Below are 23,815 nucleotides of genomic sequence, written 5' to 3'. Positions count from 1 at the left end.
CTGTTCAAATTGCCCCGCGTCCGGTGGAGGCCGGCCCTTGCGGGAGTTTCCAGTTCAAAGCGACTGCCTTGCCCTTGCGGACAAGCAAAGTGCGCATCTGATAGGAGACGGGCCGCCATACCGCAGCGATCCGCCTCTGTCAAGCTTAATCTTTAGAATCCCTTACCGCGCCTTCGCGGCGGCCGCGAGCACCGCTTCGATCTCGGTCGTTACCGCGTCGATGCTGGCCATGCCATCGACAGTCTTGAGCTTGCCCTTGGCGTAATAGTAGCCGGTCAGCGGAGCGGTCTTCTTGTAGTACTCGCGCAGACGCTCTTCGAATACGGCGGGATTGTCGTCCTTGCGCACCGGCTGGCCGGCTGCCTTGGCATCCTCGGCGCGCTTGACGATACGGCCAACCAGGGCCCTGTCGTCGACGACGAGTTCAATGACGGTATCGAGACCGATGCCACGCTCCGAGAGCATCGATTCAACCGCATCGGCCTGGACCAACGTGCGCGGGTAACCGTCGAGGATGAACCCCTTGGCGCAGTCGGCCTGATCGATACGCTCGGCGACGATGGCGTTGACGATGGCATCCGATACCAGCTCGCCGGCATCCATCACCGCCTTGGCGCGCTTGCCGACCTCGGTACCCGCCTGGACTGCGGCACGCAGCATGTCACCCGTCGAAAGCTGGGGTATGCCGTGTTTTTCTACCAGTCTTTGTGCTTGCGTCCCCTTGCCCGCTCCTGGCGGCCCAAGCAAAATCAACCTCATCTGGCTTTCTTCCCCCCGCGCAGCTTCGACTTCTTGATCAGGCCTTCATACTGGTGCGCGATCAGGTGACCCTGAATCTGCGCGACTGTATCGAGCGTGACACTGACCACGATCAGAAGCGATGTGCCACCAAGGTAGAATGGTACGCCAGTCGCCGAGATCAGGAACTCCGGCAGCAGGCACACCAGCACCAGATAGATGGCGCCGACGACGGTGATGCGGGTGAGAACGTAATCGATGTAATCGGCGGTGCGCTCGCCCGGGCGATAACCCGGGATGAAGCCCGAATGCTTCTTGAGCTGGTCGGCGGTGTCCTTCGGATTGAAGACAATCGCAGTGTAGAAGAAGGCGAAGAACACGATCATCGCCGCGTAGAACGCCATGTAGAGCGGCTGGCCGTGGCCGAGCGAGGCCAGGATGGTGCTCGCCCAGGCCGGCATGTTGGTCGTCTGCGAGAAGCCGGCGATGGTGGCCGGCAAAAGCAGCAGCGACGAGGCGAAGATCGGCGGGATGACGCCCGACGTGTTGAGCTTGAGCGGCAGGTGCGAGGTATCGCCCTGGAACATGCGGTTGCCGACCTGGCGCTTCGGATACTGGATCAGCAGCCGGCGCTGGGCGCGCTCGAAGAAAACGATGAGCGCGATGACGACGATGGCCAGAACGATGATCGCCAGGATCAGGCCGGTCGAAAGCGCACCGGTGCGGCCAAGTTCCAGCGTGCCGGAAATGGCATGCGGCAGGCCCGCGACGATACCGGAGAAGATGATCAGCGAGATGCCGTTGCCGATGCCGCGCGCGGTGATCTGCTCGCCGAGCCACATCAGGAACATGGTGCCGCCGACGAGCGTGACGACGGTCGAGATGCGGAAGAACATGCCGGGATCGCTGACGATGCCGTTGCCGTTTTCCAGGCCCACCGAAATGCCATAGGCCTGCACAAGCGCCAGAAGCACCGTGCCGTAGCGCGTGTACTGGTTGATGACCTTGCGGCCCTGCTCGCCTTCCTTCTTCAACGCCTCCAGCGAGGGGATGACGGACGTCATCAGCTGCATGATGATGGAGGCGGAGATGTAGGGCATGATGCCGAGCGCGAAGATCGCCATGCGCTGCACGGCGCCGCCGGCGAACATGTTGAACATGCCAAGCACGCCCTTGCTCTGCGAGGAGAAGGCCTGGGCGAAAGCGTCGGGATTGATGCCGGGAAGCGGAATGTAGGTGCCGAGACGATAGACGAGCAACGCGCCGATCGTGAACCAGATGCGTTTCTTCAGGTCCTCCGCCTTGGCGAAGGCCGAGAAATTCAGATTCGAGGCTAGTTGTTCAGCAGCCGAAGCCATGCCTGATTCTCCGCTTGGTAACGCTTGATGGCCCGTGAGGTCAGGCGGTGCGTTTCACCGAAGCTCACGAGATAAGCTCCGGGCTGTAAACATGCAAGCGGCCGCGTTGACGCGGCCGCTAAATTGAGCAGATCAAAGCGCGATCGAAAGCAAAAACGAATGCCACTCTTGCCGACCGCGCTTCAAATTGCCGTTACTCGGCGGCTGCCTTTTCCGGCACCTTGACCGAACCGCCGGCCTTTTCGATCTTCTCGATCGCGGCCTTGGAGGCGCCAGCGACGTCGAAGGCAAGCTTGGCCTTCAGGTCACCGTCGGAGAGCACGCGCACGCCGTCCTTGGCGCGGCGGATGACGCCGGCGGCAACCAGGGCCTCGGCGGTCACGGTCGCCTTGGCGTCGAGCTTCTTGGCATCGACCGCGGCCTGGATCTTGGCCAGCGACACGACGGTGAAGCTCTTGGCGAACAGGTTGTTGAAGCCGCGCTTGGGCAGGCGACGGTAGAGCGGCATCTGGCCACCCTCGAAGCCGTTGATGGCGACGCCGGAGCGCGCCTTCTGACCCTTGACGCCGCGACCGGCGGTCTTGCCCGAGCCGGAACCGATGCCACGGCCGAGACGCTTCTTGGAATGCGTCGCGCCGTCGTTGTCACGCAGATCGTTGAGTTTCATCTGAGTTCTCCTGCGCTTTTGTTCAGCCCTCGTCCACGACGCGGACGAGATGCTGAACGGCAGCGATCATGCCGCGCACGGAAGGCGTATCTTCCAGGGTGCGCTGCTTGTGCATCTTGTTGAGGCCGAGGCCGACCAGCGTCGCGCGCTGTTCCTTCGGGCGGCGGATCGGCGAACCGATCTGCTCAACGGTGATGGTCTTGGTTGCTTTCTTGGCCATGGTCAAAATCCCTGGTCAGGTCGACTATTCTTCAGCCGCTACGGCGGTGCCGCGGCGGGCCTGAAGGGTCGAATACTTGATGCCGCGCGCGGCAGCCACATCCTTGGGATGCATCTGGCTCTTCAGCGCGTCGAAGGTGGCGCGAACCATGTTGTAGGGGTTCGACGACCCCATCGACTTGGCGACCACGTCATGCATGCCGAGCGTCTCGAAGACGGCGCGCATCGGGCCGCCGGCGATGATGCCGGTACCCTGCTTGGCGGCGCGCAGCAGCACGCGGCCCGCACCCCAGCGTCCTTCGACGTCGTGATGCAGCGTGCGGCCCGAGCGCAGCGGCACGAAAATCATGTCGCGCTTTGCCGATTCGGTCGCCTTGCGGATGGCTTCCGGCACTTCGCGCGCCTTGCCGTGGCCGAAGCCGACGCGGCCCTTCTGGTCGCCGACGACGACGAGCGCGGCGAAGCCGAAGCGACGGCCACCCTTGACGACCTTGGCGACGCGATTGATGTGGACGAGCTTGTCCACCATGCCGTCATCGCGCTCTTCGCGATCACGCTCGCGGCCGCGGCCGCCTTCCCTACGTTCCTGTGCCATATCCTGTTCCTTGTTCTTTTCCGGAAGCACGGGTTTAAGATTGCCGACGCCGCTTTTGGGTCGTCAGCGGCGAAAAATCAGAAGCTCAAGCCGCCTTCGCGGGCAGCCTCGGCCAGCGCCTTGACGCGACCGTGATAGATGTACGGGCCACGGTCGAAGACGACTTCCTTGACGCCGGCCTTGGTGGCGCGCTCGGCGATCAGCTTGCCGATCGCGGCGGCGGCGGCGGTATCGGCGCCGGTCTTGAGCGAACCCTTGAGGTCCTTCTCGAGCGTCGAGGCGGCGGCGATGGTGTGGCCCTTGGCGTCGTCGATGACCTGGACGTAGATGTTCTTCGACGTGCGATGAACCGACAGGCGCGGACGCTCGCCGGCGACCTTCCTGATCTGGCGGCGGACGCGCTGCGCACGGCGCTGAGTGGCTTCCTTGGTACCCATAGTGGTCTTCCTTGCCTTCAAAAAACGGGGGCCGTCCTGTGCGGTAGGCGAAAGCGCCTCCCGCGACCGCTCCCCGCGGCGTTACACTTCTTTGGCTTGGTCCTTTCCGAAAAGTCTGCAACTTTTCGGGGCCAAGCTCACTACTTCTTCTTGCCTTCCTTACGGACGATCTTCTCGCCTGCGTAACGGACGCCCTTGCCCTTGTAAGGCTCGGGACCGCGGTATTCGCGGATCTCGGCGGCAACCTGGCCGACCTGCTGCTTGTCGATGCCGGCCACGGTGATCTCGGTCGGCTTCGGCACGGTGATCGTGATGCCGGCCGGCGTCTCGTAAACGACATCATGGCTGAAGCCAAGGGCCAACTGCAGGTTCTTGCCCTGCAAGGCAGCGCGATAGCCGACGCCGGTGATCTCGAGCTTCTTTTCGAAGCCGTCCTTCACGCCCTGCAGGATGTTGACGATCTGCGTGCGCGACATGCCCCACTTGGAGCGGGCCGTCTTAGACTGGTCGCGCGGCTGGACAGCGATCTCGCTGCCTTCCATCTTGACCAGCACTTCGTCGTTCACCACGAACTTCAGCTCGCCCTTGGGGCCCTTCGCCGTCACGGTCTGGCCATTGACGGTCGCGGTCACGCCCTGCGGCAGCGAAACGGGTTTCTTTCCAATACGAGACATTGTGTTGTCCTCGTCACTTCTCTTGTTTCAGGTCTCTGTCTTCGGATCGATCCGAAGACCGGATTCCAATTCGCGGTGAGCTGCCAGATCAGAAGATCTGGCAGAGAATCTCGCCGCCGACGTTCTGCTCGCGTGCTTCATGGTCGGCCATCACGCCCTTCGGTGTCGAAAGGATGGCGATGCCGAGGCCGTTGGCGACATGCGGGATCGACTTGGCCGAAACGTAGACGCGGCGGCCGGGCTTCGAAACGCGGGCGATTTCGCGCACGACCGGAGCTCCGTCGAAATACTTCAGCTCGATTTCGATCTCGGACTTGCCGTTGTCGAAATCGGTCTGGCTGTAGTCGCGGATATAGCCTTCAGCCTTCAGCACGTCGAGGACGCGGGTGCGCAGACGCGAGGCCGGCGTCGAGACACTCGACTTCTTGCGGCCATAGGCGTTGCGGATGCGGGTCAGCATATCGCCGAGAGGATCGCTCAATGACATCTCAATGTCCTCCTTACCAGCTCGACTTGACCAGGCCCGGGATCTGGCCGTTGTTGCCGAGATCACGAAGCGCGATGCGCGATACTTTGAGCTTGCGATAGTAGGCACGCGGGCGGCCGGTGACTTCGCAGCGGTTGCGGATGCGGATCTTGGCCGAGTTGCGCGGCAGGGCAGCAAGCTTGAGCTGAGCGCGGAAGCGCTCTTCCATCGGCTTGGACTGATCCATGATGATCGCCTTCAGGGCAGCGCGCTTGGGACCGTACTGGTCGGCAAGCTTGCGGCGCCTGTTGTTCTTCTCGACTGAGCTGGTCTTTGCCATTTCAGATTTTTCCTTTTCTCGCTGCCGTTACTGGCGGAAGGGGAAGTTGAAAGCCTTGAGCAGAGCCCTGGCTTCGTCGTCCGTCTTCGCCGTCGTACAAACGATGACGTCCATGCCCCAGACCTGATCAACCTTGTCGTAGTTGATCTCCGGGAACACGATGTGTTCCTTGATGCCCATGGCGTAGTTGCCACGGCCGTCAAAGCTCTTCGGGTTCAGTCCGCGAAAGTCGCGAACGCGCGGCAGCGCGATGTTCACGAGCCGGTCGAGGAATTCGTACATGCGTTCCTTGCGCAGCGTGACCTTGGCGCCGATCGGCATGTTCTCGCGGACCTTAAAGCCAGCGATCGAATTGCGGGCGCGGGTGACGACGGCCTTCTGGCCGGCGATCATCGCCAGGTCCTCGGCCGCGACCGAGGGCTTCTTGGAATCGGCGGTCGCTTCGCCAACGCCCATGTTCAGCACGATCTTGTCGAGGCGCGGAACCTGCATGTCGTTGTCGTAGCCGAACTGCTCCTGCAGCGCCTTGCGGATGGTCTCGTTGTAGACCTTCTTCAGACGCGGCACGTTGGTGGCAGCCGCCTGCTTGGTTTCAGCCTTAGCCATTGATGACTTCTCCCGAGCGCTTGGCGACACGCACTTTCTTGCCGTCCTTCTGGAAGATGAAACCGACGCGGGTCGGCTTGCCATCCTTGGGGTCGGCGAGCGCGATGTTCGACAGGTTGATCGGCGCTTCCTTGGTGATGATCCCGCCCTCTTGGGACTGGGTCTGCTTCTGGTGACGACGGATCATGTTGACGCCGCGCACCAGCGCGGTGTCATCCTTCGGCTGCACCGAAAGGACTTCGCCGGTACGGCCCTTGTCCTTGCCGGCAAGCACGACGACCTTGTCGCCTTTTCTGATCTTCTGCATTGGTCCGGCTCCTTACAGCACTTCTGGCGCGAGCGAGATGATCTTCATGTGGTTCTTGGCGCGGAGTTCGCGCGGAACCGGTCCGAAGATACGCGTGCCGATCGGCTCTTTCTTGTTGTCGACGAGAACGGCCGCGTTCTTGTCGAAACGGATCACGCTGCCGTCCGGGCGGCGAATGTCCTTGGCCGTGCGAACCACGACCGCCTTCATCACATCGCCCTTCTTAACGCGGCCGCGCGGAATGGCTTCCTTGATCGACACCACGATGATGTCGCCCACGGAAGCGTATTTCCGCTTCGAGCCGCCCAGCACCTTGATGCACATGACACGACGCGCGCCGGAATTATCCGCGACGTCGAGGTTTGTTTGCATCTGAATCATGACTGGCCGCCTTCTTCTTTTCTAACGGGACGGGCTCTGAGCCCCTCCCCGGTCTGTCCAAAATTCGTTTGTTTACGCCTAGGATCAGGCTTGATCCGAAGTAACGACGATCCAGCGCTTGTCCTTGGAAATCGGCTTCGATTCCTGGATGAACACCTGATCGCCGACCTTGTGGGCGTTGTTCTCGTCGTGCGCCTTGTACTTCTTGGTCATGCGCACGGTCTTCTTCATCACGGGATGCGTGAAGCGCCGTTCGACCTTGACGACGACCGTCTTTTCGTTCTTGTCGCTGACGACGGTGCCCTGCAGAATGCGCTTTGGCATGGTCTTAACCCTTCTTGGCCGCGGCTTTTTCCGCGGCGATGGTCTTGATGCGCGCGATGTCCTTGCGGACCTGCTTCACGCGCGCGGTCTTTTCGAGCTGACCGGTGGCCTTCTGGAAGCGCAGGTTGAACTGCTCTTTCTTCAGGCTGGCCAGGTCGTCGGTCAGCTGGTCCTGGGTCTTGGTCCGGATGTCTTCGGCTTTCATGATTCAGCCCGTCCTTATTCTGCGATGCGCTGTACGAAGCGCGTCCTGACCGAGAGCTTGGCCGCGCCGAGACGCAGAGCCTCACGGGCGGTTTCTTCACTGACGCCGTCGATCTCGAACATGATGCGGCCCGGCTTGACGCGCGCCGCCCAGTAGTCGACCGCGCCCTTGCCCTTACCCATGCGGACTTCGGTCGGCTTCGAGGTGACCGGCAGATCCGGGAAAATACGGATCCAGACGCGGCCGGCGCGCTTCATCTCGCGGGTGATCGCGCGGCGGGCCGCCTCGATCTCACGCGCGGTGACGCGGTTCGGCTCAAGCGCCTTCAGCCCGAAACCACCGAAATCCAGGTTGGTGCCGCCCTTTGCGGTACCATGGATACGGCCCTTGAACTGCTTACGGAACTTTGTGCGCTTTGGCTGCAGCATCGTTCTAACTCCAAATTCCTAAATGTCTCAGGCGTTCTCGCGACGACGACCGCGTTCGCGCTCGCCACCACCGCCGCCGCCATGCGAATGATCACCCTCGGTGGCGCGACGCTCCGAAGCCATCGGGTCGTGCTCGAGGATCTCGCCCTTGAACACCCAGACCTTGACGCCGCAGATGCCGTAAGCCGTGTTGGCTTCCGCCGTGCCGTAGTCGACATCGGCGCGCAGCGTGTGCAGCGGCACGCGGCCTTCGCGGTACCATTCCATGCGCGCGATTTCGGCGCCGCCGAGACGGCCCGAGCAGTTGATGCGGATGCCTTCGGCACCGAGGCGCATCGCCGACTGGACGGCGCGCTTCATGGCGCGGCGGAACGCGATGCGGCGCTCGAGCTGCTGGGCGATCGACTGGGCGACCAGGGTCGCGTCGATTTCCGGCTTGCGCACTTCGACGATGTTGAGGTGCGTCTCGGACTTGGTCATCTCCATCAGCTTCTTGCGAAGCTTCTCGATGTCGGCGCCCTTCTTGCCGATGATCAGGCCCGGGCGCGCGGCATGGATGGTGACGCGGCACTTCTTGTGCGGGCGCTCGATCACGACCTTCGAGATGGCGGCCTGCTTCAGCTCCTTCTCGAGATACTTGCGGATCTTGATATCCTCATGCAGCAGCTTGCCGTACTCGCCGGTGTTCGCGAACCAGCGCGAATCCCAGGTGCGGTTGATGCCGAGGCGAAGACCGATCGGATTGACTTTCTGGCCCATTATGCGGCCTCCCCTTTTTCTTCGACTTCACGAACGACGATCGTGAGGTGCGAGAACGGCTTCTCGATGCGGCTGGCGCGACCACGGCCACGAGCGTGGAAGCGCTTCATGACGATCGACTTGCCGACATAGGCTTCCGCCACCACCAGCGCATCGACATCGAGGTCGTGGTTGTTTTCCGCGTTGGCAATCGCCGATTCCAGCGTCTTCTTGACCGTGCCGGAAATCCGCTTGGCCGAGAATTCGAGATCGGAAAGCGCTGTCGCGACCTTCTTGCCGCGGATCAGCGCGGCAACCAGGTTCAGCTTCTGCGGGCTGATACGGATCGTGCGCAGAACGGCGCGCGCTTCGTTGTCAGCAAGCCTGCGCGGAGCTTTGGCCTTGCCCATGATTATTTCCTCTTCGCCTTCTTATCCGCGCCGTGACCGTAATAGGTCCGCGTCGGAGCGAATTCACCGAACTTATGACCGACCATGTCCTCGTTCACCGAGACGGGAACATGCTTCTGGCCGTTGTAGACACCGAAGGTGAGGCCGACGAACTGCGGCAGGATGGTGGAGCGACGGCTCCACATCTTGATCACCTCATTGCGACCACCTTCACGAACCTTGTCCACCTTCTTGAGAAGGTAGCCGTCGATGAAGGGGCCTTTCCAAATAGAACGAGTCACTTGGCGTTACCTCTTCTTAGCTCTTGCGCTGATGGCGCGAGCGCAGGATGAACTTGTCGGTCGCCTTGTTGGACCGCGTCTTCTTGCCCTTGGTCGGCTTGCCCCACGGGCTGACCGGATGACGGCCACCGGAGGTGCGGCCTTCACCACCGCCATGCGGATGGTCGACCGGGTTCATGGTCACGCCGCGATTGTGCGGGCGCTTGCCGCGCCAGACCGTGCGGCCGGCCTTGCCGTCGTTGATGTTGCCGTGGTCGGGGTTCGACACGGCGCCGACAGTGGCCATGCAGGAGCCGTGAACGACACGCTGCTCGCCCGAGTTGAGGCGCAGGATCGCCATGCCCTGGTCGCGACCGACGAGCTGGGCGTAACCGCCGGCCGAACGAGCGACCTGGCCGCCCTTGCCCGGCTTCAGCTCGATGTTGTGGACGATCGTGCCGACCGGCATCGAGGCCAGCGGCATCGCATTGCCCGGCTTCACGTCGACCGCTTCGCCAGCCACGATCTTGTCGCCGGCGGCAAGACGCTGCGGGGCGATGATGTAGGACAGCTCGCCATCGTCATACTTGATCAGCGCGATGAAGGCGGTGCGGTTCGGATCGTACTCGATGCGCTCGACCGTGCCGACCACGTCGAACTTGCGGCGCTTGAAGTCGATGATGCGGTACGAACGCTTGTGACCGCCGCCGATGAAGCGGGCAGTGATGCGGCCGGAATTGTTGCGGCCGCCCGACTTGGTCAGGCCTTCGGTCAGGCCCTTGACGGGCTTGCCCTTGTAGAGGCCCGAGCGGTCGACGATGACCAACTGGCGGGTGCTCGGCGTTACCGGGTTGAATTTCTTAAGTGCCATTGTCCTGTCCTCGCGGCCTAGCTCAGAGACCCGTCGCGACGTCGATCGACTGACCATCGGCCAGCGTCACTACCGCCTTCTTGACGTCGCTCTGGCGGCCGATCGTGCCGCGGAAGCGCTTGATCTTGCCCTTGCGGACAAGCGTGTTCACGGCCATCACCTTGACGCCGAACAGCGCTTCGACGGCGGCCTTGATTTCCGGCTTCGACGCCTTCTTGGCGACGTTGAAGACGACCTGGTTCTGCTCGGAAGCCATGGTCGACTTTTCGGTGATCGCCGGGCTGACGATCACGTCGTAATGACGAAGGTCGGTCATTTAAAGCGCTCCTCGAGAGCCTCGACGGCGGCCTTCGAAAGGACCAGCGTGCCGCGGCGCAGAATGTCGTAGACGTTGATGCCCTGGATGGGCAGCACGTCGATGTTGGGGATGTTGGTCGCCGCCAGCTTGAAGTTCTGGTCGAGCTCGGCGCCGCCGATCACCAGGGCGTTGGTCAGGCCCAGCGTCGCGAAATTCGCGACCAGCGCCTTGGTCTTGGCCTCGGTCAGCTTCAGCTCGTCGACGACGATGATCGAAGCGCTCTTGGCCTTGGCCGAGAGAGCATGCTTCAGGCCGAGCGCGCGTACCTTCTTCGGCAGGTCGTGCTCGTGGCTGCGGACGACCGGGCCGTGGGCCTTGCCGCCGCCGCGGAACTGCGGAGCGCGTGCCGAATGGTGACGGGCGCGGCCCGTACCCTTCTGCTTGTACATCTTGGCGCCGGTGCGCGCGATTTCGGCGCGACCCTTGGCCTTGTGCGTGCCCTGCTGCTTCTTGGCGAGCTGCCAGCGCACGACGCGCTGCAGGATGTCGTCGCGCGGATCAAGGCCGAAAATCTCCTCGGAGAGTTTCACCTTGCCGGCGTCCTTGCCGCCCAGCGTTGTGATCTTGAGATCCATTATTCCGCTCCCTCTGTGGCCGGAGCCTCATTCTTCGTGGCGACGCGGATCGCGGCGGGCTTCGGCGCATTGGCCGGAAGCGCAACCTTGGCGGCGTCGCGAACCAGGATCCAGGCGCCCTTGGTGCCGGGGACCGCGCCGCGGATCAGGATCAGGCCGCGATCGGCGTCGGTCGAAACGACCTCGACGTTCTGCGTGGTGACCCTGGTATCGCCCATATGGCCGGCCATCTTCTTGCCCTTGAACACCTTGCCGGGGTCCTGGCGCTGGCCGGTCGAGCCGTGCGTGCGGTGCGAAACCGAGTTACCGTGGGTCGCACGGCCACCACCCATGTGGTGACGCTTGATGACGCCCTGGAAACCCTTGCCGATCGTCGTGCCGGTGACATCGACCTTCTGGCCGGCGACAAAATGCTCGACGGTGATCTCGGCACCGACATCGATCAGATTGTCGGCGGAGACGCGGAACTCGGCGAGCTTCGCCTTGGGCTCGACGGAAGCGGTCGCGAAATGGCCGCGCATCGCCTTCGACGTGTTCTTCACCTTGGCCAGGCCAACGCCGAGCTGAACGGCGGTGTAGCCATTCTTCTCCTGCGTGCGCTGAGCCACGACCTGGCAGTTCTCCATCTGGAGAACGGTGACGGGAACATGTTCCCCGGCATCGTTATAGATGCGGGTCATTCCCACCTTCTTTGCAATCACACCTGAACGCATCGGTTCAATTCCTTTAGAGTTCCGGGCCAGGGGCACCGCCCCTTACCGCGCTCTCATTCCCTTAGAGCTTGATCTCGACGTCGACACCGGCGGCCAGATCGAGCTTCATCAAAGCATCGACGGTCTGCGGGGTCGGATCGACGATGTCGAGCAGACGCTTGTGCGTGCGCATCTCGAACTGCTCGCGGCTCTTCTTGTCGACGTGAGGCGACCGGTTCACCGTGAACTTTTCGATCCGCGTCGGCAGCGGAATGGGGCCGCGGACGTTGGCGCCGGTGCGCTTTGCCGTCGACACGATTTCGCGCGTCGAGGCGTCGAGCACCCGGTGGTCAAACGCCTTCAGGCGGATGCGGATATTCTGTCCGTTCATGCGTCACTTCCTTGTTCTGGCGCGGCGCGGGCAACTTCCGCGCCCGCGACAGATCGGTTTAAGTCCAAATTACTCTTTGATGGTGACGACGATGCCGGCACCGACGGTGCGGCCGCCTTCACGGATGGCGAAGCGCAGCTTCTCTTCCATGGCGATCGGCACGATCAGTTCGACGTCGACCGTGATGTTGTCGCCAGGCATCACCATCTCGGTGCCGGCCGGCAGCGACACGATGCCGGTCACGTCGGTCGTGCGGAAGTAGAACTGCGGACGGTAGTTGGTGAAGAACGGCGTGTGACGGCCACCTTCGTCCTTGGTCAGGATGTAGGCTTCGGCCACGAACTTCTTGTGCGGCTTCACCGAACCGGGCTTGGCCAGAACCTGGCCGCGCTCGACGCCTTCACGGTCGACGCCGCGCAGCAGCGCGCCGATGTTGTCGCCGGCCTGGCCCTGGTCGAGCAGCTTGCGGAACATTTCAACGCCCGTGCAGGTCGTCTTGGTCGTCGGACGGATGCCGATGATCTCGAGTTCCTCACCGACCTTGACCACGCCGCGCTCGACGCGGCCGGTCACGACCGTGCCGCGGCCCGAGATCGAGAACACGTCCTCGATCGGCATCAGGAACGGCTTGTCCAGCGGACGAACCGGCGTCGGGATGTAGGCGTCGACCTGAGCCATCAGCTCGCGGATCGCGTCTTCGCCGATGGTCTTGTTGGAATCTTCCAACGCAGCCAGCGCCGAACCCTTGACGATCGGAATGTCGTCGCCGGGGAATTCGTTCTTCGACAACAGCTCACGAACCTCGAGCTCGACCAGTTCGAGGAGTTCGGCGTCGTCGACCTGGTCGACCTTGTTCAGGAACACCACGATCGAGGGCACGCCGACCTGACGGGCCAAAAGGATGTGCTCGCGGGTCTGCGGCATCGGGCCGTCGGCGGCCGACACGACCAGGATCGCGCCGTCCATCTGCGCGGCGCCGGTGATCATGTTCTTCACATAGTCGGCGTGGCCGGGGCAGTCGACGTGGGCGTAGTGGCGGTTCTCGGTCTCGTATTCGACATGGGCCGTCGAGATCGTGATGCCGCGCGCCTTCTCTTCCGGCGCCGCATCGATCTGGTCATAGCGCTTGTATTCGCCAAAATACTTGGTGATCGCAGCCGTCAGCGACGTCTTGCCGTGATCGACGTGGCCGATCGTGCCGATGTTCACATGAGGCTTAGTGCGCTCGAATTTACCTTTGGCCATGTGATGTCTCCATTTCCTGCTCGCCCATGCGGGCTTTGAATTGCGTTACCGCGGCAGCTCTGTTCGAGTTACGCGTATTTCTTCTGAACTTCCTGGGCGACCGCGGTCGGAACCGCCTCGTAGTGATCGAACTGCATCGTGTAGGCAGCGCGGCCCTGGCTCATCGAGCGCAGGTTGTCGACGTATTTGAACATGTTGGCGAGCGGCACCATCGCGTTGATGACGACGGCCACGCCGCGTGCTTCCTGGCCCTGGATCTGGCCGCGACGGCCGTTCAGGTCGCCGATGACGCTGCCGACATAGTCTTCCGGCGTCACGACCTCGACCTTCATGATCGGCTCGAGCAGCTGAACGCCGAGCTTGGGAGCTGCTTCCTTGAAGCAGGCACGCGAAGCGATTTCGAACGCCAGGACCGAGGAGTCGACGTCGTGGTAGGCACCGTCGATCAGCGTCGCCTTGACACCGATCATCGGGAAGCCAGCGAAGGTGCCGGCGCCCATGACGCTCTGGATGCCCTTCTCGACGCCGGGAACGTATTCCTTCGGAACCGCGCCGCCGACGATCTTGGACTCGAACAGGAACTCTTCACCCTCGGGATTCGGCTCGAAGATGATCTTCACGCGAGCGAACTGGCCGGTACCACCGGTCTGCTTCTTGTGCGTGTAGTCTTGCTCATGCGTGCGGGTGATCGTCTCGCGATAAGCCACCTGCGGCGCACCGACATTGGCTTCGACCTTGAACTCGCGACGCATGCGGTCGACGATGATGTCGAGATGCAGCTCGCCCATGCCGGCGATGATGGTCTGGCCGCTTTCCTCGTCTGTCTTGACGCGGAAGGACGGATCCTCGGCAGCCAGGCGATGCAGGGCAAGGCCCATCTTTTCCTGGTCGTTCTTGGTCTTCGGCTCGATGGCGATCTGGATGACCGGCTCGGGGAATTCCATGCGCTCCAGGATGACCGGATGCAGCGGATCGCACAGCGTGTCGCCAGTGGTCGTGTCCTTGAGGCCAGCAAGCGCGACGATGTCGCCGGCATAGGCCTCTTCCACGTCGGCGCGCGAATTCGCATGCATCTGCAGCATGCGGCCGATGCGCTCTTTCTTGCCCTTGACGGTGTTGTCGACCGAGATGCCCTTGGACAACTTGCCCGAATAGATGCGCGCGAAGGTCAGCGAACCGACGAAGGGGTCGTTCATGATCTTGAAGGCCAGCATCGACAGCGGCTCGTTGTCGTCGGCGTGACGCTCGATCTCGGCGTCGGTCTTGGCGTCGACGCCCTTGATCGCGGGCACATCGGCCGGCGACGGCAGATATTCGACGACAGCGTCGAGCAGCGGCTGCACGCCCTTGTTCTTGAAGGCCGAGCCGCAGAACATCGGGTAGAACTTGACGGCGATCGTGCCCTTGCGGATCAGCGAACGGATCTCGTCATTGGAGGGCATCTTGCCTTCGAGGTAGTTCTCAAGCGCGCCCTCGTCCATTTCGACGGCGGCTTCGATCAGCTTCTCGCGGTATTCCTCTGCACGGTCCTTGAGGTCGGCCGGGATCTCGACGACGTCCCAGGCAGCGCCCAGTGTCTCGTCGCGCCAGACGAGCGCGTTCATCTCGACGAGGTCGACGACACCCTTGAACTCGGTCTCGGCGCCGATCGGCAGCTGCATGACGACGGCCTGGGCGCCGAGGCGCGAGCCGATCATTTCGACCGAGCGGTAGAAGTCGGCACCGATCTTGTCCATCTTGTTGCAGAAGATCATGCGCGGCACGCGGTACTTGTCGGCCTGGCGCCAGACGGTTTCCGTCTGCGGCTCGACACCGGCGTTGGCGTCGAGCAGCGCGATGGCGCCGTCGAGCACGCGCAACGAACGCTCGACTTCGATGGTGAAGTCGACGTGTCCGGGGGTGTCGATGATGTTGAAGCGGCGCATCTTACCGTCACGGCCCTTCCAGAAGGTCGTGGTCGCGGCCGACGTGATGGTGATGCCGCGTTCCTGCTCCTGCTCCATCCAGTCCATGGTGGCAGCGCCGTCGTGCACTTCGCCGATCTTGTGCGACTTGCCCGTGTAATAGAGGACGCGCTCGGTGGTCGTCGTCTTGCCGGCGTCAATATGCGCCATGATACCGAAATTGCGGTAGTCTTCGATTTTGTATTCGCGGGCCATCGTAGCTGCCTCTCAGTCCTGTTCGCGCTTTACCAGCGGTAGTGTGCGAAAGCGCGGTTGGCTTCAGCCATCTTGTGGGTGTCTTCACGCTTCTTGACGGCCGTGCCGCGGTTGTTGGCCGCGTCCATCAGCTCGCCGGAGAGGCGATCGATCATGGTGGTCTCGTTGCGGTTACGGGCAGCCGCGATCAGCCAACGGATGGCCAATGCCTGGCGGCGCTCTGGGCGCACGTCGACCGGAACCTGGTAGGTGGCGCCGCCGACGCGACGCGACCGCACTTCAACATGCGGCGCGACATTGTCGAGCGCCTGATGGAAGACGGTGACCGGCTCCTGCTTGGTCTTCGACTGGACCTGGTCGAGCGCGCCGTAGACGATGGTCTCGGCAACCGACTTCTTGCCGTCATACATGACGGCGTTCATGAACTTGGTAACGATCAGATCGCCGAACTTCGGGTCCGGATTGATCTCACGCTTTTCTGCACTGTGACGACGGGACATGGCTTTTGTCTCTCAATCTTTCATAGCCCGGCGCGGTCAAAAAAAGCGCCGAAGCCGGAAAACCTTACTTCGGACGCTTGGCACCGTATTTCGAACGGCGCTGCTTGCGGTTCTTCACGCCCTGCGTGTCGAGCACGCCGCGGATGATGTGGTAGCGCACGCCCGGAAGGTCCTTGACGCGGCCGCCGCGGATCATGACCACGGAGTGCTCCTGAAGGTTGTGACCTTCGCCGGGAATGTAACCGATCACTTCAAAACCATTGGTCAGGCGGATCTTGGCCACCTTGCGCAGCGCCGAGTTCGGCTTCTTCGGCGTCGTGGTATAGACGCGCGTGCAGACGCCCCGCTTCTGCGGGTTCTGCTGCATGGCCGGGACCTTGTTGCGCTTCACCGGCGCAATGCGCGGCTTGCGGATCAGCTGGTTGACGGTAGGCATTAAACCCTCTTGTCTCTCAATTCCGTGTCTCGTGCCGGTCAAGGCTCGCTCAAAGCGTCATTTCCATACGCAAATTCGGGCCACAAACCGCGCCTCGCGGTCTTGCCCGAACAAATCGCAGAGGAAGCGGAAACCGCTTCGTGCACGCCGGAAATGTCTTTTCGCTCGTAAAACGAACCCTGTTTGAGGCAAACTCCAAAGCGTGTCGCTTCGGAAGCGAGAGCCTCACATCGGTTCTGACTGGGCGGCTTCTACTCGTAAGCCCGCGAACCGTCAACCCCGCAGCGGCAAATATTGCGTTGAAGCCGGGGCTTGGCAGCCATGCGAAAACCGCATGTAATTTTCTTTCGCCGTTTTGCAAGGACGGGGAAGAAAGTGACCGGCTTGCGGCTGTTGCCGGGCCTTTCTTCATGCGAAAAGGCCGCATGAACAGTGACAGTCCCTCGCCGCGGAGGAATCAGCCCGTGAACGACAACGAAGAACGCCCGGTCACCATCATCACCGGCCGGGTTTGGAAGAAGAAGGGCGGCAAGCCGGAAGGCGTCCATGTCATGCTGGTTGCGCCCGATGACGATTCGGCGGTGCGCCGCGCGCTCGAATCGCTCGCCACGGAAGGTTATGCCGAGGCCGAACTCGACCAAATCGGCGACATGGAGGGCGAACCCGACGACGAGCCGCATCTTTCGGCCTTCCAGGGCGCGCTCGAGGGTGAAGTGTCGATCGTGACCTTCGACGTGCCAATCTGAACACGGGCGAGGCGCGCCCTCGCCCGCCCCGCGCCATGATGCCGATTCGTTGAAACCGGTTGGCGTCGCCCGCGCTTGCCCGTCATTGCCGATCTGCTAAGAGACGCGCAGTCGTCCAAACCCGGCGGAGCCTCATGTCCTCATCCCCCATAAGAATCGGCATTGTCGGCGTCGGCAAGATCGTGCGCGACCAACATCTTCCAGCACTCGCCAAGGATCTGGACTACCAGCTGATCGCGGCGGCCAGCCGGCACGGCAAGGTCGACGGCATCGCGAATTTCCCCGACATCGAGACGATGCTTGGCGCGGTTCCCGAACTCGACGCCGTGTCGCTGTGCATGCCGCCGCAGTTCCGCTACGACGCGGCGCGCAAGGCGCTTGAGGCCAAAAAGCACGTTTTCCTGGAAAAGCCGCCCGGCGCCACGGTCAGCGAGGTCGAGGACCTGAAGGCGCTGGCGGCAAGACAAGGCGTCAGTCTGTTCGCAAGCTGGCATTCGCGCTACGCGCCGGCGGTAGAAGCGGCGCGGACATTCCTCGCCTCGACGACGATCCGGTCGGCCGCAATCGTCTGGAAGGAAGATGTGCGCCGCTGGCATCCGAACCAGGACTGGATCTGGCAGCCCGGCGGCTTCGGCGTTTTCGACCCCGGCATCAATGCGCTGTCGATCGCGACCTACATCCTGCCGGCCATGTACATCACCTCGGCCGTTCTCGATTTCCCGGAAAACCGGGACGCGCCGATCGCGGCCCAGGTCGCCTTCCGCGCGGCGAACGGCTCCGATGTGACGATGGATCTCGACTGGCTGCAGACCGGGCCGCAAAGCTGGGACATCCTGGCCGATACGGCTGCCGGCAAGATGGTGCTTTCCGGCGGTGGCTCGAAGCTCGCCATTGAAGGCCGTGTGGTCCATGAGGAGCCGGAAGCGGAATATCCCCAGCTCTACCGGCGCTTCGCCGAGATCGTGCGCGCCGGCGCGTCCGACGTCGACCTGGCGCCGCTCCAGCATGTCGCCGACGCCTTCATGCTGGGCAAGCGCAATGTGGTCGAGGCTTTCTTCGACTGATCGACGACTGGATGTAGAAGCGCGCGGCGATCTTCGCCCATGACTTGACGCTCATCGGCGCTGGCAGAAGGCAAAAGAAGAGTATATCGTCACTCCCGCCTGCATATATTGGGGGGAACGATATGTTTGCAGCAGCAATACCCGTTCTTTTAGGCGCGGCCATTCTCGGAACCACGGTTCCGTCGGCATTCGCATTGGATATTCCGCGTGGCGACCCGAGCCATCACGATACTCAGTTCGGGGGCGCGCGCGAGTATGAGAAGCATCTGGCAGGATATGGGAATGTCGCCGTAAGTGGTGACGGCAAAGCTTCCGCCTGGGCGTTGTTTACCAGTGAGCTAAAATTGCAAGGGACTCGGGACGTTGCGCTGACGACCACGTTGTGGGCGGGAGGTGCCGTGGTTGCCACATTTCCATTTGATGCCCATCTGTCCGATGCCATCCTTCACGGTGGACACGTCAAAGAACGAAGGCAGATCGATTTTGCACTGACGAAAGAACAGTGGTCGCAGGTAACAAAAATCACTTACGAGTTCACGCGCAAATCAACCATGGATTGCGCGCTTTTGCAGCAGAAGTGGCGAGAGGGCATTCTGTTTGTCGATCCCAAGGTCCTAGGCTGCAACTAGGCCGGTTCACCCGATGGAACAGTCCCGTCGTGCGACCCCTCAATCGACAACCGCGATCGCAAATCCGTCATAGCCCTTGGCTCCGACGGTCTGGATGGCGGTTCCATCCAGCCGCTTGTCGTCACCGATGAATGAAAAGGCCGCGCGGGCGCCCTCGACATTGGCATCGCGGCCATCTTCGTTGATGACAGCCCCATCGCGTATGACGTTGTCGCAGACGATGACCGTTCCGGGCCCCGCCAGCCGCATGGCCCAGGCGAGGTAGTTCGGATTGTTGGGCTTGTCGGCGTCGATGAAGATCAGGTCGAACGGACCGGCATTCTCGCCAGCCAGCGTCTCAAGCGATTGCAGCGCGGGACCGACCCTGAGCTCAACCTTGTCCGACACCCCTGCCTGCTCGAAATTCGCACGCGCGACATCGGCGTGGTGCGGATCGAGTTCGAGCGTCACGACCTTGCCGCCGTCGGGCAGTCCCCGCGCCATCCAGATGGTCGAATAGCCACCGAGCGTGCCGATCTCGAGCACGTTTTTCGCGCCGCCGATGCGCACCAGCAGCGAAAGCAGCTTTCCCTGCGCCGCCGAGACGTCGATCGCCGGCAGGCCTTGGTCGCGGTTGGCCGCAAGGACCGCGTCGAGAACGGGATCCGCCTCGAAGAGCGAGGAAACGATGTAGTTGTCGACAGCTGTCCAGGTCTTCGTACTCATCTGCTTTCCACCAACCGTTGAAACGAAAAAGCCGCCGGGTTTCCCCGACGGCTCTGTTGCCTGAGATCCTTGCCGCCGCGCCTACTGCGCGGCGGTCGTCATGTCGGCCAGCATCGGCTCGGCGACTTCAACGCCCGAGGCCTTGCGGCGCTCGTCGATGATCAATTCGTCGCGCGAGGTGGCGATGCGGCGGATCTGGCTCATCGTGCCGCCGGTACCGGCCGGGATGAGGCGTCCGACGATCACGTTTTCCTTCAAGCCCTGCAGCATGTCGGTCTTGCCGGCAACCGCGGCTTCCGTCAGCACCCTGGTCGTCTCCTGGAAGGAGGCGGCCGAGATGAAGGACGGCGTCTGCAGCGAGGCCTTGGTGATGCCGAGCAGCACCGGCTGGCCTTCGGCCGGCTTCTTGCCGTCCTCGACCAAGCGCTCGTTGACCTCTTCCAGCTCGATCACGTCGACGTGGTCGCCCGGGATGTAGGTCGAGTCGCCCTGCGTGGTGATCTCGACCTTCTGCAGCATCTGGCGAACGATCACCTCGATATGCTTGTCGTTGATCGACACGCCCTGCAGGCGGTAGACTTCCTGGATCTCGTTGACGAGGTAGGACGCAAGCGCCTCCACGCCCTTGATGGCCAGGATGTCGTGCGGCGCCGGATTGCCGTCGAGGATGTAGTCGCCCTTCTCGATGACGTCGCCGTCCTGGAGATGGAACGGCTTGCCCTTCGGGATCAGGTATTCGACCGGCTCCAGCGTCGAGTCATGCGGCTCGATGATGATGCGGCGCTTGTTCTTGTAGTCGCGGCCGAAGCGGATCGTGCCATCGATCTCGGCGATGATGGCGTGATCCTTCGGACGACGTGCCTCGAACAGTTCGGCCACACGCGGCAGACCGCCGGTGATGTCCTTGGTCTTGGCGCTTTCCATCGGGATACGCGCCAGGACGTCGCCGGGGCGAACCTGAGCACCCGGCTCGACCGAGAGAATGGCCTCGACCGAGAGCAGGAAGCGGGCATCGCCACCCTTCGACAGCTTGCCGACCTTGCCCTTGGCGTCCTGAACGACGATCGCCGGCTTCAGATCGTTGCCGCGCGGCGTCGAACGCCAGTCGATGACCTCACGCTTGGTGATGCCGGTCGACTCGTCGGCCGTTTCCTGGACGGAAATGCCGTCGACCAGATCCTCAAACGCCACCTTGCCCTCGATTTCGGTGAGGATCGGGCGGGTATAGGGATCCCACTCGGCGATACGCTGGCCGCGCTTCACCTTGTCACCATCGTCCACGAAGATGCGCGAACCATAGGTGACGCGGTGCGTGGCGCGCTCCTTGCCGGCTTCGTCGAGGATCAGCACCGCCATGTTGCGGCCCATGACCATCTGCTGGCCGTCCGAGTTGCGCACCACGTTGCGGTTGCGGATTTCGACCTTGCCCTCATAAGAGGCTTCGAGGAACGAAGAATCCACCACCTGCGCTGTACCGCCCATGTGGAAGGTACGCATGGTGAGCTGGGTGCCCGGCTCGCCGATCGACTGCGCCGCGATGACGCCGACGGCTTCGCCCTGGTTGACCGGGGTGCCGCGGGCCAGATCGCGCCCGTAGCAGACCGCGCAGACGCCGATCCTGACTTCGCAGGTCAGCGCCGAACGGATACGGACCGACTGAACGCCGGCCTTTTCGATCTGCTCGACATCGCGCTCGTCCATCAGCTTGCCGGCCTTGACCAGCAGATCTCCGGTCACCGGATGGTTGATGTCGTCGAGCGCCGTGCGGCCCAGCACGCGCTGGCCGACCGAAGCGACGACCTGGCCGGCATCGACGATCGGCTGCATGGTGAGGCCCTTGTCGGTGCCGCAATCCACGGAGTTGACGATGCAGTCCTGCGCCACGTCGACCAGACGGCGGGTGAGGTAGCCCGAGTTCGCCGTCTTCAAGGCGGTGTCGGCCAAACCCTTGCGGGCGCCGTGGGTCGAGTTGAAGTACTCGAGCACGGTCAGGCCTTCCTTGAAGTTCGAGATGATCGGCGTCTCGATGATTTCACCCGAGGGCTTCGCCATCAGGCCGCGCATACCGGCGAGCTGACGCATCTGGGTGGGCGATCCACGCGCACCGGAGTGCGACATCATGTAGATCGAGTTCATCGGCTTCTGACGGCCATTGTCCTCGAACTCGACCGCCTTGATGCGGGCCATCATCTCGTCGGCGACCTTTTCCGAGCACTTGGCCCAGGCGTCGACGACCTTGTTGTACTTCTCGCCCTGCGTGATCAGGCCGTCATTGTACTGCTGCTCGTATTCCTTGGCCAAAGCCTCGGTATCCGACACCAGCTTGACCTTGGTGTCGGGGATCAGCATGTCATCCTTGCCGAACGAGATGCCGGCACGGCAAGCATGCGCGAAGCCGAGCGCCATGATGCGATCGCAGAAAATGACCGTCTCCTTCTGACCGCAATGGCGGTAGACGGTGTCGATCATCTTGGAGATGTTCTTCTTGGTCATCTCCTGGTTGGCGGTCTCATAGGGCACATTGACGTTCTTCGGCAGAAGCTCGCCGATGATCATGCGGCCAGGCGTGGTGTCGTAGATCTTCGACACGACCTTGCCTTCTGCGTCGACCGTGCGGAAGCGGCCCTTGATCTTGGCATGCAGGGTCACGGCCCTGGTCTCGAGCGCGTGCTGGAGTTCGCCCATGTCGGCAAACACCATGCCCTCGCCCGGCTCGTTCTGGTTGACGATCGAGAGGTAGTAGAGGCCCAGAACCATGTCCTGCGACGGCACGATGATCGGCGCGCCGGAGGCCGGGTGCAGGATGTTGTTGGTCGACATCATCAGCACGCGGGCTTCCAACTGCGCTTCCAGCGACAGCGGGACGTGAACGGCCATCTGGTCGCCGTCGAAGTCGGCGTTGAAGGCCGTGCAGACCAGCGGGTGAAGCTGGATCGCCTTGCCTTCGATCAGGATCGGCTCGAACGCCTGGATGCCGAGGCGGTGCAGCGTCGGCGCGCGGTTCAAGAGAACCGGATGCTCACGGATGACCTCGTCGAGGATATCCCAGACTTCCGGACGCTCCTTCTCGACCAGCTTCTTGGCCTGCTTGACGGTCGAGGAGTAACCCTTGGCGTCGAGGCGGGCATAGATGAAGGGCTTGAACAGTTCGAGCGCCATCTTCTTGGGCAGGCCGCACTGGTGGAGCTTGAGCTCCGGACCGGTGACGATGACCGAGCGGCCGGAATAGTCGACGCGCTTGCCGAGCAGGTTCTGGCGGAAGCGGCCCTGCTTGCCCTTGAGCATGTCGGAGAGCGACTTCAGCGGACGCTTGTTGGCGCCGGTGATGACACGGCCGCGACGGCCGTTGTCGAACAGCGCATCGACGGCCTCCTGCAGCATGCGCTTTTCATTGCGCACGATGATGCCGGGGGCGCGCAGTTCGATCAGCCGCTTCAGGCGGTTGTTGCGGTTGATGACGCGACGATAGAGGTCGTTCAGGTCCGACGTGGCGAAGCGGCCGCCGTCCAGCGGAACCAGCGGGCGCAGGTCCGGCGGGATAACCGGAACCACCTTCATGATCATCCATTCCGGACGGTTGCCGGATTCCATGAAGTTCTCGACGACCTTGAGCCGCTTCAGATACTTCTTCTGCTTCAGCTCGGACGTGGTCGAAGCCAGTTCCGAACGCAGGTCGCCAGCAATCTTCTCGAGGTCCATACCGGCCAGGAGGTCATGGATGGCCTCGGCGCCGATCATGGCGGTGAAGGAGTCCTCGCCATATTCGTCGACGGCGATCATGTACTCCTCCTCGCTGAGCAGCTGGTGCTCCTTCAGCGCGGTGAGGCCAGGCTCGGTGACGATATAGTTCTCGAAGTAGAGGACGCGCTCGATGTCCTTCAGGGTCATGTCGAGCAGCGTGCCGATGCGCGAAGGCAGCGACTTCAGGAACCAGATATGGGCGACGGGCGCGGCGAGCTCGATATGGCCCATGCGCTCGCGGCGGACGCGCGACAGCGTGACTTCGACGCCGCACTTCTCGCAGATGACGCCCTTGTACTTCATGCGCTTGTACTTGCCGCACAGGCACTCATAGTCCTTGATCGGGCCAAAAATGCGCGCGCAGAACAGACCGTCACGCTCCGGCTTGAAGGTGCGGTAGTTGATGGTCTCCGGCTTCTTGATCTCGCCGAACGACCAGGACAGAATCTTCTCGGGGCTGGCAAGCGAGATCCGGATGGAATCGAACACCTGCGCAGGCGCCTGCGGATTGAAGAGATTCATGACCTCTTGGTTCATGCCGTTCTCCTTT

Annotated in this window: 32 protein-coding genes; 3 read left to right on the top strand and 29 right to left on the bottom strand. The window is 62.4% G+C overall.

Features of this window, described 5'->3' with window-relative positions; translation table 11 throughout:
• Positions 1-162 precede the first annotated feature (162 nt).
• From FJ967_RS02575 to rpsL, 27 genes are all read right to left on the bottom strand, one after another.
• Positions 163-759: an adenylate kinase gene (locus FJ967_RS02575; RefSeq protein ID WP_140730119.1), complete on the bottom strand. Its 597-nt coding sequence runs from the start codon at positions 757-759 to the stop codon at positions 163-165.
• Positions 756-2,096, bottom strand: coding sequence for a preprotein translocase subunit SecY (gene secY, locus FJ967_RS02570; protein WP_013895692.1), 1,341 nt, complete (start codon positions 2,094-2,096; stop codon positions 756-758). Before secY ends, FJ967_RS02575 begins: the two co-directional genes overlap by 4 nt.
• A 193-nt stretch (positions 2,097-2,289) precedes the next feature.
• Positions 2,290-2,763 carry a 50S ribosomal protein L15 gene (rplO, locus tag FJ967_RS02565; protein ID WP_140730118.1) on the bottom strand — a complete coding sequence of 158 codons (474 nt, stop codon included), beginning with the start codon at positions 2,761-2,763 and terminating at the stop codon, positions 2,290-2,292.
• A 22-nt stretch (positions 2,764-2,785) separates the two neighbouring features.
• Complete coding sequence (gene rpmD / locus FJ967_RS02560) at positions 2,786-2,983, bottom strand: 50S ribosomal protein L30 (protein ID WP_006205449.1); 198 nt, start codon at positions 2,981-2,983, stop codon at positions 2,786-2,788.
• A 24-nt stretch (positions 2,984-3,007) separates the two neighbouring features.
• Entirely contained in the window at positions 3,008-3,577 is a 570-nt protein-coding gene (rpsE, locus tag FJ967_RS02555; RefSeq protein ID WP_140730117.1) for a 30S ribosomal protein S5, read from the bottom strand.
• A 77-nt stretch (positions 3,578-3,654) separates the two neighbouring features.
• Positions 3,655-4,014 (bottom strand): 50S ribosomal protein L18, encoded by a 360-nt coding sequence (gene rplR, locus FJ967_RS02550; protein ID WP_140730116.1) that lies wholly within the window; start codon positions 4,012-4,014, stop codon positions 3,655-3,657.
• Positions 4,015-4,154: 140 nt separating this feature from the next.
• Positions 4,155-4,688 carry a 50S ribosomal protein L6 gene (gene rplF / locus FJ967_RS02545; RefSeq protein WP_140730115.1) on the bottom strand — a complete coding sequence of 178 codons (534 nt, stop codon included), beginning with the start codon at positions 4,686-4,688 and terminating at the stop codon, positions 4,155-4,157.
• 88 nt (positions 4,689-4,776) lie between these two features.
• Positions 4,777-5,175, bottom strand: coding sequence for a 30S ribosomal protein S8 (gene rpsH, locus FJ967_RS02540; RefSeq protein ID WP_006205453.1), 399 nt, complete (start codon positions 5,173-5,175; stop codon positions 4,777-4,779).
• Positions 5,176-5,188: 13 nt separating this feature from the next.
• A complete protein-coding gene (gene rpsN / locus FJ967_RS02535) occupies positions 5,189-5,494 on the bottom strand; it encodes a 30S ribosomal protein S14 (protein ID WP_010909282.1) in 306 nt (101 codons plus the stop codon).
• 27 nt (positions 5,495-5,521) lie between these two features.
• Positions 5,522-6,100: a 50S ribosomal protein L5 gene (gene rplE, locus FJ967_RS02530; RefSeq protein WP_140701054.1), complete on the bottom strand. Its 579-nt coding sequence runs from the start codon at positions 6,098-6,100 to the stop codon at positions 5,522-5,524.
• Positions 6,093-6,407: a 50S ribosomal protein L24 gene (rplX, locus tag FJ967_RS02525; RefSeq protein ID WP_137934270.1), complete on the bottom strand. Its 315-nt coding sequence runs from the start codon at positions 6,405-6,407 to the stop codon at positions 6,093-6,095. The genes rplE and rplX overlap by 8 nt, the downstream gene beginning before the upstream one ends.
• A 12-nt stretch (positions 6,408-6,419) precedes the next feature.
• Positions 6,420-6,788: a 50S ribosomal protein L14 gene (rplN, locus tag FJ967_RS02520; RefSeq protein WP_006205457.1), complete on the bottom strand. Its 369-nt coding sequence runs from the start codon at positions 6,786-6,788 to the stop codon at positions 6,420-6,422.
• An 84-nt stretch (positions 6,789-6,872) separates the two neighbouring features.
• Positions 6,873-7,112, bottom strand: a complete 240-nt coding sequence (rpsQ, locus tag FJ967_RS02515) for a 30S ribosomal protein S17 (protein ID WP_027170362.1) — start codon at positions 7,110-7,112, stop codon at positions 6,873-6,875.
• 4 nt (positions 7,113-7,116) lie between these two features.
• Positions 7,117-7,317: a 50S ribosomal protein L29 gene (gene rpmC / locus FJ967_RS02510; protein WP_140701052.1), complete on the bottom strand. Its 201-nt coding sequence runs from the start codon at positions 7,315-7,317 to the stop codon at positions 7,117-7,119.
• Positions 7,318-7,331: 14 nt separating this feature from the next.
• Complete coding sequence (gene rplP, locus FJ967_RS02505; RefSeq protein WP_010909279.1) at positions 7,332-7,745, bottom strand: 50S ribosomal protein L16; 414 nt, start codon at positions 7,743-7,745, stop codon at positions 7,332-7,334.
• 27 nt (positions 7,746-7,772) lie between these two features.
• Entirely contained in the window at positions 7,773-8,504 is a 732-nt protein-coding gene (rpsC, locus tag FJ967_RS02500; RefSeq protein ID WP_140730114.1) for a 30S ribosomal protein S3, read from the bottom strand.
• Positions 8,504-8,893, bottom strand: coding sequence for a 50S ribosomal protein L22 (gene rplV, locus FJ967_RS02495; protein WP_010909277.1), 390 nt, complete (start codon positions 8,891-8,893; stop codon positions 8,504-8,506). Before rplV ends, rpsC begins: the two co-directional genes overlap by 1 nt.
• A 2-nt stretch (positions 8,894-8,895) precedes the next feature.
• Positions 8,896-9,174, bottom strand: coding sequence for a 30S ribosomal protein S19 (gene rpsS, locus FJ967_RS02490; RefSeq protein ID WP_015317982.1), 279 nt, complete (start codon positions 9,172-9,174; stop codon positions 8,896-8,898).
• Between the two features lie 16 nt (positions 9,175-9,190).
• On the bottom strand, positions 9,191-10,024 hold the full coding sequence (gene rplB / locus FJ967_RS02485; RefSeq protein WP_140730113.1) for a 50S ribosomal protein L2: 834 nt from the start codon (positions 10,022-10,024) through the stop codon (positions 9,191-9,193).
• Positions 10,025-10,046: 22 nt separating this feature from the next.
• Positions 10,047-10,340 carry a 50S ribosomal protein L23 gene (locus FJ967_RS02480; RefSeq protein WP_006205465.1) on the bottom strand — a complete coding sequence of 98 codons (294 nt, stop codon included), beginning with the start codon at positions 10,338-10,340 and terminating at the stop codon, positions 10,047-10,049.
• Entirely contained in the window at positions 10,337-10,957 is a 621-nt protein-coding gene (gene rplD, locus FJ967_RS02475; RefSeq protein WP_140730112.1) for a 50S ribosomal protein L4, read from the bottom strand. The genes FJ967_RS02480 and rplD overlap by 4 nt, the downstream gene beginning before the upstream one ends.
• Positions 10,957-11,670, bottom strand: a complete 714-nt coding sequence (gene rplC, locus FJ967_RS02470) for a 50S ribosomal protein L3 (RefSeq protein WP_140730111.1) — start codon at positions 11,668-11,670, stop codon at positions 10,957-10,959. The genes rplD and rplC overlap by 1 nt, the downstream gene beginning before the upstream one ends.
• A gap of 61 nt (positions 11,671-11,731) precedes the next feature.
• Positions 11,732-12,040 (bottom strand): 30S ribosomal protein S10, encoded by a 309-nt coding sequence (gene rpsJ / locus FJ967_RS02465; RefSeq protein WP_006205468.1) that lies wholly within the window; start codon positions 12,038-12,040, stop codon positions 11,732-11,734.
• A gap of 69 nt (positions 12,041-12,109) precedes the next feature.
• Positions 12,110-13,285 carry an elongation factor Tu gene (tuf, locus tag FJ967_RS02460; protein WP_140730100.1) on the bottom strand — a complete coding sequence of 392 codons (1,176 nt, stop codon included), beginning with the start codon at positions 13,283-13,285 and terminating at the stop codon, positions 12,110-12,112.
• A 68-nt stretch (positions 13,286-13,353) separates the two neighbouring features.
• Positions 13,354-15,444: an elongation factor G gene (gene fusA, locus FJ967_RS02455; RefSeq protein ID WP_140730110.1), complete on the bottom strand. Its 2,091-nt coding sequence runs from the start codon at positions 15,442-15,444 to the stop codon at positions 13,354-13,356.
• 29 nt (positions 15,445-15,473) lie between these two features.
• Positions 15,474-15,944: a 30S ribosomal protein S7 gene (gene rpsG, locus FJ967_RS02450; RefSeq protein ID WP_006202127.1), complete on the bottom strand. Its 471-nt coding sequence runs from the start codon at positions 15,942-15,944 to the stop codon at positions 15,474-15,476.
• A gap of 64 nt (positions 15,945-16,008) precedes the next feature.
• Positions 16,009-16,380: a 30S ribosomal protein S12 gene (rpsL, locus tag FJ967_RS02445; protein WP_006333356.1), complete on the bottom strand. Its 372-nt coding sequence runs from the start codon at positions 16,378-16,380 to the stop codon at positions 16,009-16,011.
• A gap of 464 nt (positions 16,381-16,844) precedes the next feature.
• Between rpsL and FJ967_RS02440 the strand changes: the two genes are divergently transcribed.
• The 3 genes from FJ967_RS02440 to FJ967_RS02430 all read left to right on the top strand — a co-directional run bounded on the left by FJ967_RS02440 (position 16,845) and on the right by FJ967_RS02430 (position 18,819).
• Entirely contained in the window at positions 16,845-17,126 is a 282-nt protein-coding gene (locus FJ967_RS02440) for a transcriptional regulator (RefSeq protein ID WP_140730109.1), read from the top strand.
• 134 nt (positions 17,127-17,260) lie between these two features.
• On the top strand, positions 17,261-18,190 hold the full coding sequence (locus FJ967_RS02435) for a Gfo/Idh/MocA family oxidoreductase (RefSeq protein ID WP_140730108.1): 930 nt from the start codon (positions 17,261-17,263) through the stop codon (positions 18,188-18,190).
• 122 nt (positions 18,191-18,312) lie between these two features.
• A complete protein-coding gene (locus FJ967_RS02430; RefSeq protein WP_140730107.1) occupies positions 18,313-18,819 on the top strand; it encodes a hypothetical protein in 507 nt (168 codons plus the stop codon).
• A gap of 39 nt (positions 18,820-18,858) precedes the next feature.
• Here FJ967_RS02430 and FJ967_RS02425 read toward each other — a convergent pair whose 3' ends face one another.
• Together FJ967_RS02425 and rpoC are read right to left on the bottom strand one after the other, a co-directional pair.
• Positions 18,859-19,524 carry an O-methyltransferase gene (locus FJ967_RS02425; protein WP_140730106.1) on the bottom strand — a complete coding sequence of 222 codons (666 nt, stop codon included), beginning with the start codon at positions 19,522-19,524 and terminating at the stop codon, positions 18,859-18,861.
• Between the two features lie 81 nt (positions 19,525-19,605).
• Complete coding sequence (rpoC, locus tag FJ967_RS02420) at positions 19,606-23,802, bottom strand: DNA-directed RNA polymerase subunit beta' (protein ID WP_140730105.1); 4,197 nt, start codon at positions 23,800-23,802, stop codon at positions 19,606-19,608.
• Positions 23,803-23,815: the final 13 nt, after the last annotated feature.

It is taken from the genome of Mesorhizobium sp. B2-3-4 (assembly GCF_006442315.1).
Taxonomy (GTDB): domain Bacteria; phylum Pseudomonadota; class Alphaproteobacteria; order Rhizobiales; family Rhizobiaceae; genus Mesorhizobium.
This window is presented reverse-complemented; position numbering and strand designations above follow the sequence as displayed.

Excerpts from the sequence above, each read along its gene's own strand:
- rplX (WP_137934270.1), bottom strand. The coding sequence starts at position 6,407 with ATGCAGAAGATCAGAAAAGGCGACAAGGTCGTCGTGCTTGCCGGCAAG.
- rpsE (WP_140730117.1), bottom strand. The coding sequence starts at position 3,577 with ATGGCACAGGAACGTAGGGAAGGCGGCCGCGGCCGCGAGCGTGATCGC.
- tuf (WP_140730100.1), bottom strand. The coding sequence starts at position 13,285 with ATGGCCAAAGGTAAATTCGAGCGCACTAAGCCTCATGTGAACATCGGC.
- fusA (WP_140730110.1), bottom strand. The coding sequence starts at position 15,444 with ATGGCCCGCGAATACAAAATCGAAGACTACCGCAATTTCGGTATCATG.
- rpsG (WP_006202127.1), bottom strand. The coding sequence starts at position 15,944 with ATGTCCCGTCGTCACAGTGCAGAAAAGCGTGAGATCAATCCGGACCCG.
- rplN (WP_006205457.1), bottom strand. The coding sequence starts at position 6,788 with ATGATTCAGATGCAAACAAACCTCGACGTCGCGGATAATTCCGGCGCG.
- rpsQ (WP_027170362.1), bottom strand. The coding sequence starts at position 7,112 with ATGCCAAAGCGCATTCTGCAGGGCACCGTCGTCAGCGACAAGAACGAA.
- rpoC (WP_140730105.1), bottom strand. The coding sequence starts at position 23,802 with ATGAACCAAGAGGTCATGAATCTCTTCAATCCGCAGGCGCCTGCGCAG.
- rplO (WP_140730118.1), bottom strand. The coding sequence starts at position 2,763 with ATGAAACTCAACGATCTGCGTGACAACGACGGCGCGACGCATTCCAAG.
- rplB (WP_140730113.1), bottom strand. The coding sequence starts at position 10,024 with ATGGCACTTAAGAAATTCAACCCGGTAACGCCGAGCACCCGCCAGTTG.
- rpsJ (WP_006205468.1), bottom strand. The coding sequence starts at position 12,040 with ATGAACGGACAGAATATCCGCATCCGCCTGAAGGCGTTTGACCACCGG.
- FJ967_RS02425 (WP_140730106.1), bottom strand. The coding sequence starts at position 19,524 with ATGAGTACGAAGACCTGGACAGCTGTCGACAACTACATCGTTTCCTCG.
- rpsN (WP_010909282.1), bottom strand. The coding sequence starts at position 5,494 with ATGGCAAAGACCAGCTCAGTCGAGAAGAACAACAGGCGCCGCAAGCTT.
- rplF (WP_140730115.1), bottom strand. The coding sequence starts at position 4,688 with ATGTCTCGTATTGGAAAGAAACCCGTTTCGCTGCCGCAGGGCGTGACC.
- rplR (WP_140730116.1), bottom strand. The coding sequence starts at position 4,014 with ATGGGTACCAAGGAAGCCACTCAGCGCCGTGCGCAGCGCGTCCGCCGC.
- rpsL (WP_006333356.1), bottom strand. The coding sequence starts at position 16,380 with ATGCCTACCGTCAACCAGCTGATCCGCAAGCCGCGCATTGCGCCGGTG.
- FJ967_RS02435 (WP_140730108.1), top strand. The coding sequence starts at position 17,261 with ATGTCCTCATCCCCCATAAGAATCGGCATTGTCGGCGTCGGCAAGATC.
- rpmC (WP_140701052.1), bottom strand. The coding sequence starts at position 7,317 with ATGAAAGCCGAAGACATCCGGACCAAGACCCAGGACCAGCTGACCGAC.
- FJ967_RS02480 (WP_006205465.1), bottom strand. The coding sequence starts at position 10,340 with ATGACCGACCTTCGTCATTACGACGTGATCGTCAGCCCGGCGATCACC.
- rpsC (WP_140730114.1), bottom strand. The coding sequence starts at position 8,504 with ATGGGCCAGAAAGTCAATCCGATCGGTCTTCGCCTCGGCATCAACCGC.
- secY (WP_013895692.1), bottom strand. The coding sequence starts at position 2,096 with ATGGCTTCGGCTGCTGAACAACTAGCCTCGAATCTGAATTTCTCGGCC.
- rpmD (WP_006205449.1), bottom strand. The coding sequence starts at position 2,983 with ATGGCCAAGAAAGCAACCAAGACCATCACCGTTGAGCAGATCGGTTCG.
- rplC (WP_140730111.1), bottom strand. The coding sequence starts at position 11,670 with ATGCGTTCAGGTGTGATTGCAAAGAAGGTGGGAATGACCCGCATCTAT.
- rpsH (WP_006205453.1), bottom strand. The coding sequence starts at position 5,175 with ATGTCATTGAGCGATCCTCTCGGCGATATGCTGACCCGCATCCGCAAC.
- FJ967_RS02575 (WP_140730119.1), bottom strand. The coding sequence starts at position 759 with ATGAGGTTGATTTTGCTTGGGCCGCCAGGAGCGGGCAAGGGGACGCAA.
- rplP (WP_010909279.1), bottom strand. The coding sequence starts at position 7,745 with ATGCTGCAGCCAAAGCGCACAAAGTTCCGTAAGCAGTTCAAGGGCCGT.
- rplV (WP_010909277.1), bottom strand. The coding sequence starts at position 8,893 with ATGGGCAAGGCCAAAGCTCCGCGCAGGCTTGCTGACAACGAAGCGCGC.
- rplD (WP_140730112.1), bottom strand. The coding sequence starts at position 10,957 with ATGGATCTCAAGATCACAACGCTGGGCGGCAAGGACGCCGGCAAGGTG.
- FJ967_RS02430 (WP_140730107.1), top strand. The coding sequence starts at position 18,313 with ATGTTTGCAGCAGCAATACCCGTTCTTTTAGGCGCGGCCATTCTCGGA.
- rplE (WP_140701054.1), bottom strand. The coding sequence starts at position 6,100 with ATGGCTAAGGCTGAAACCAAGCAGGCGGCTGCCACCAACGTGCCGCGT.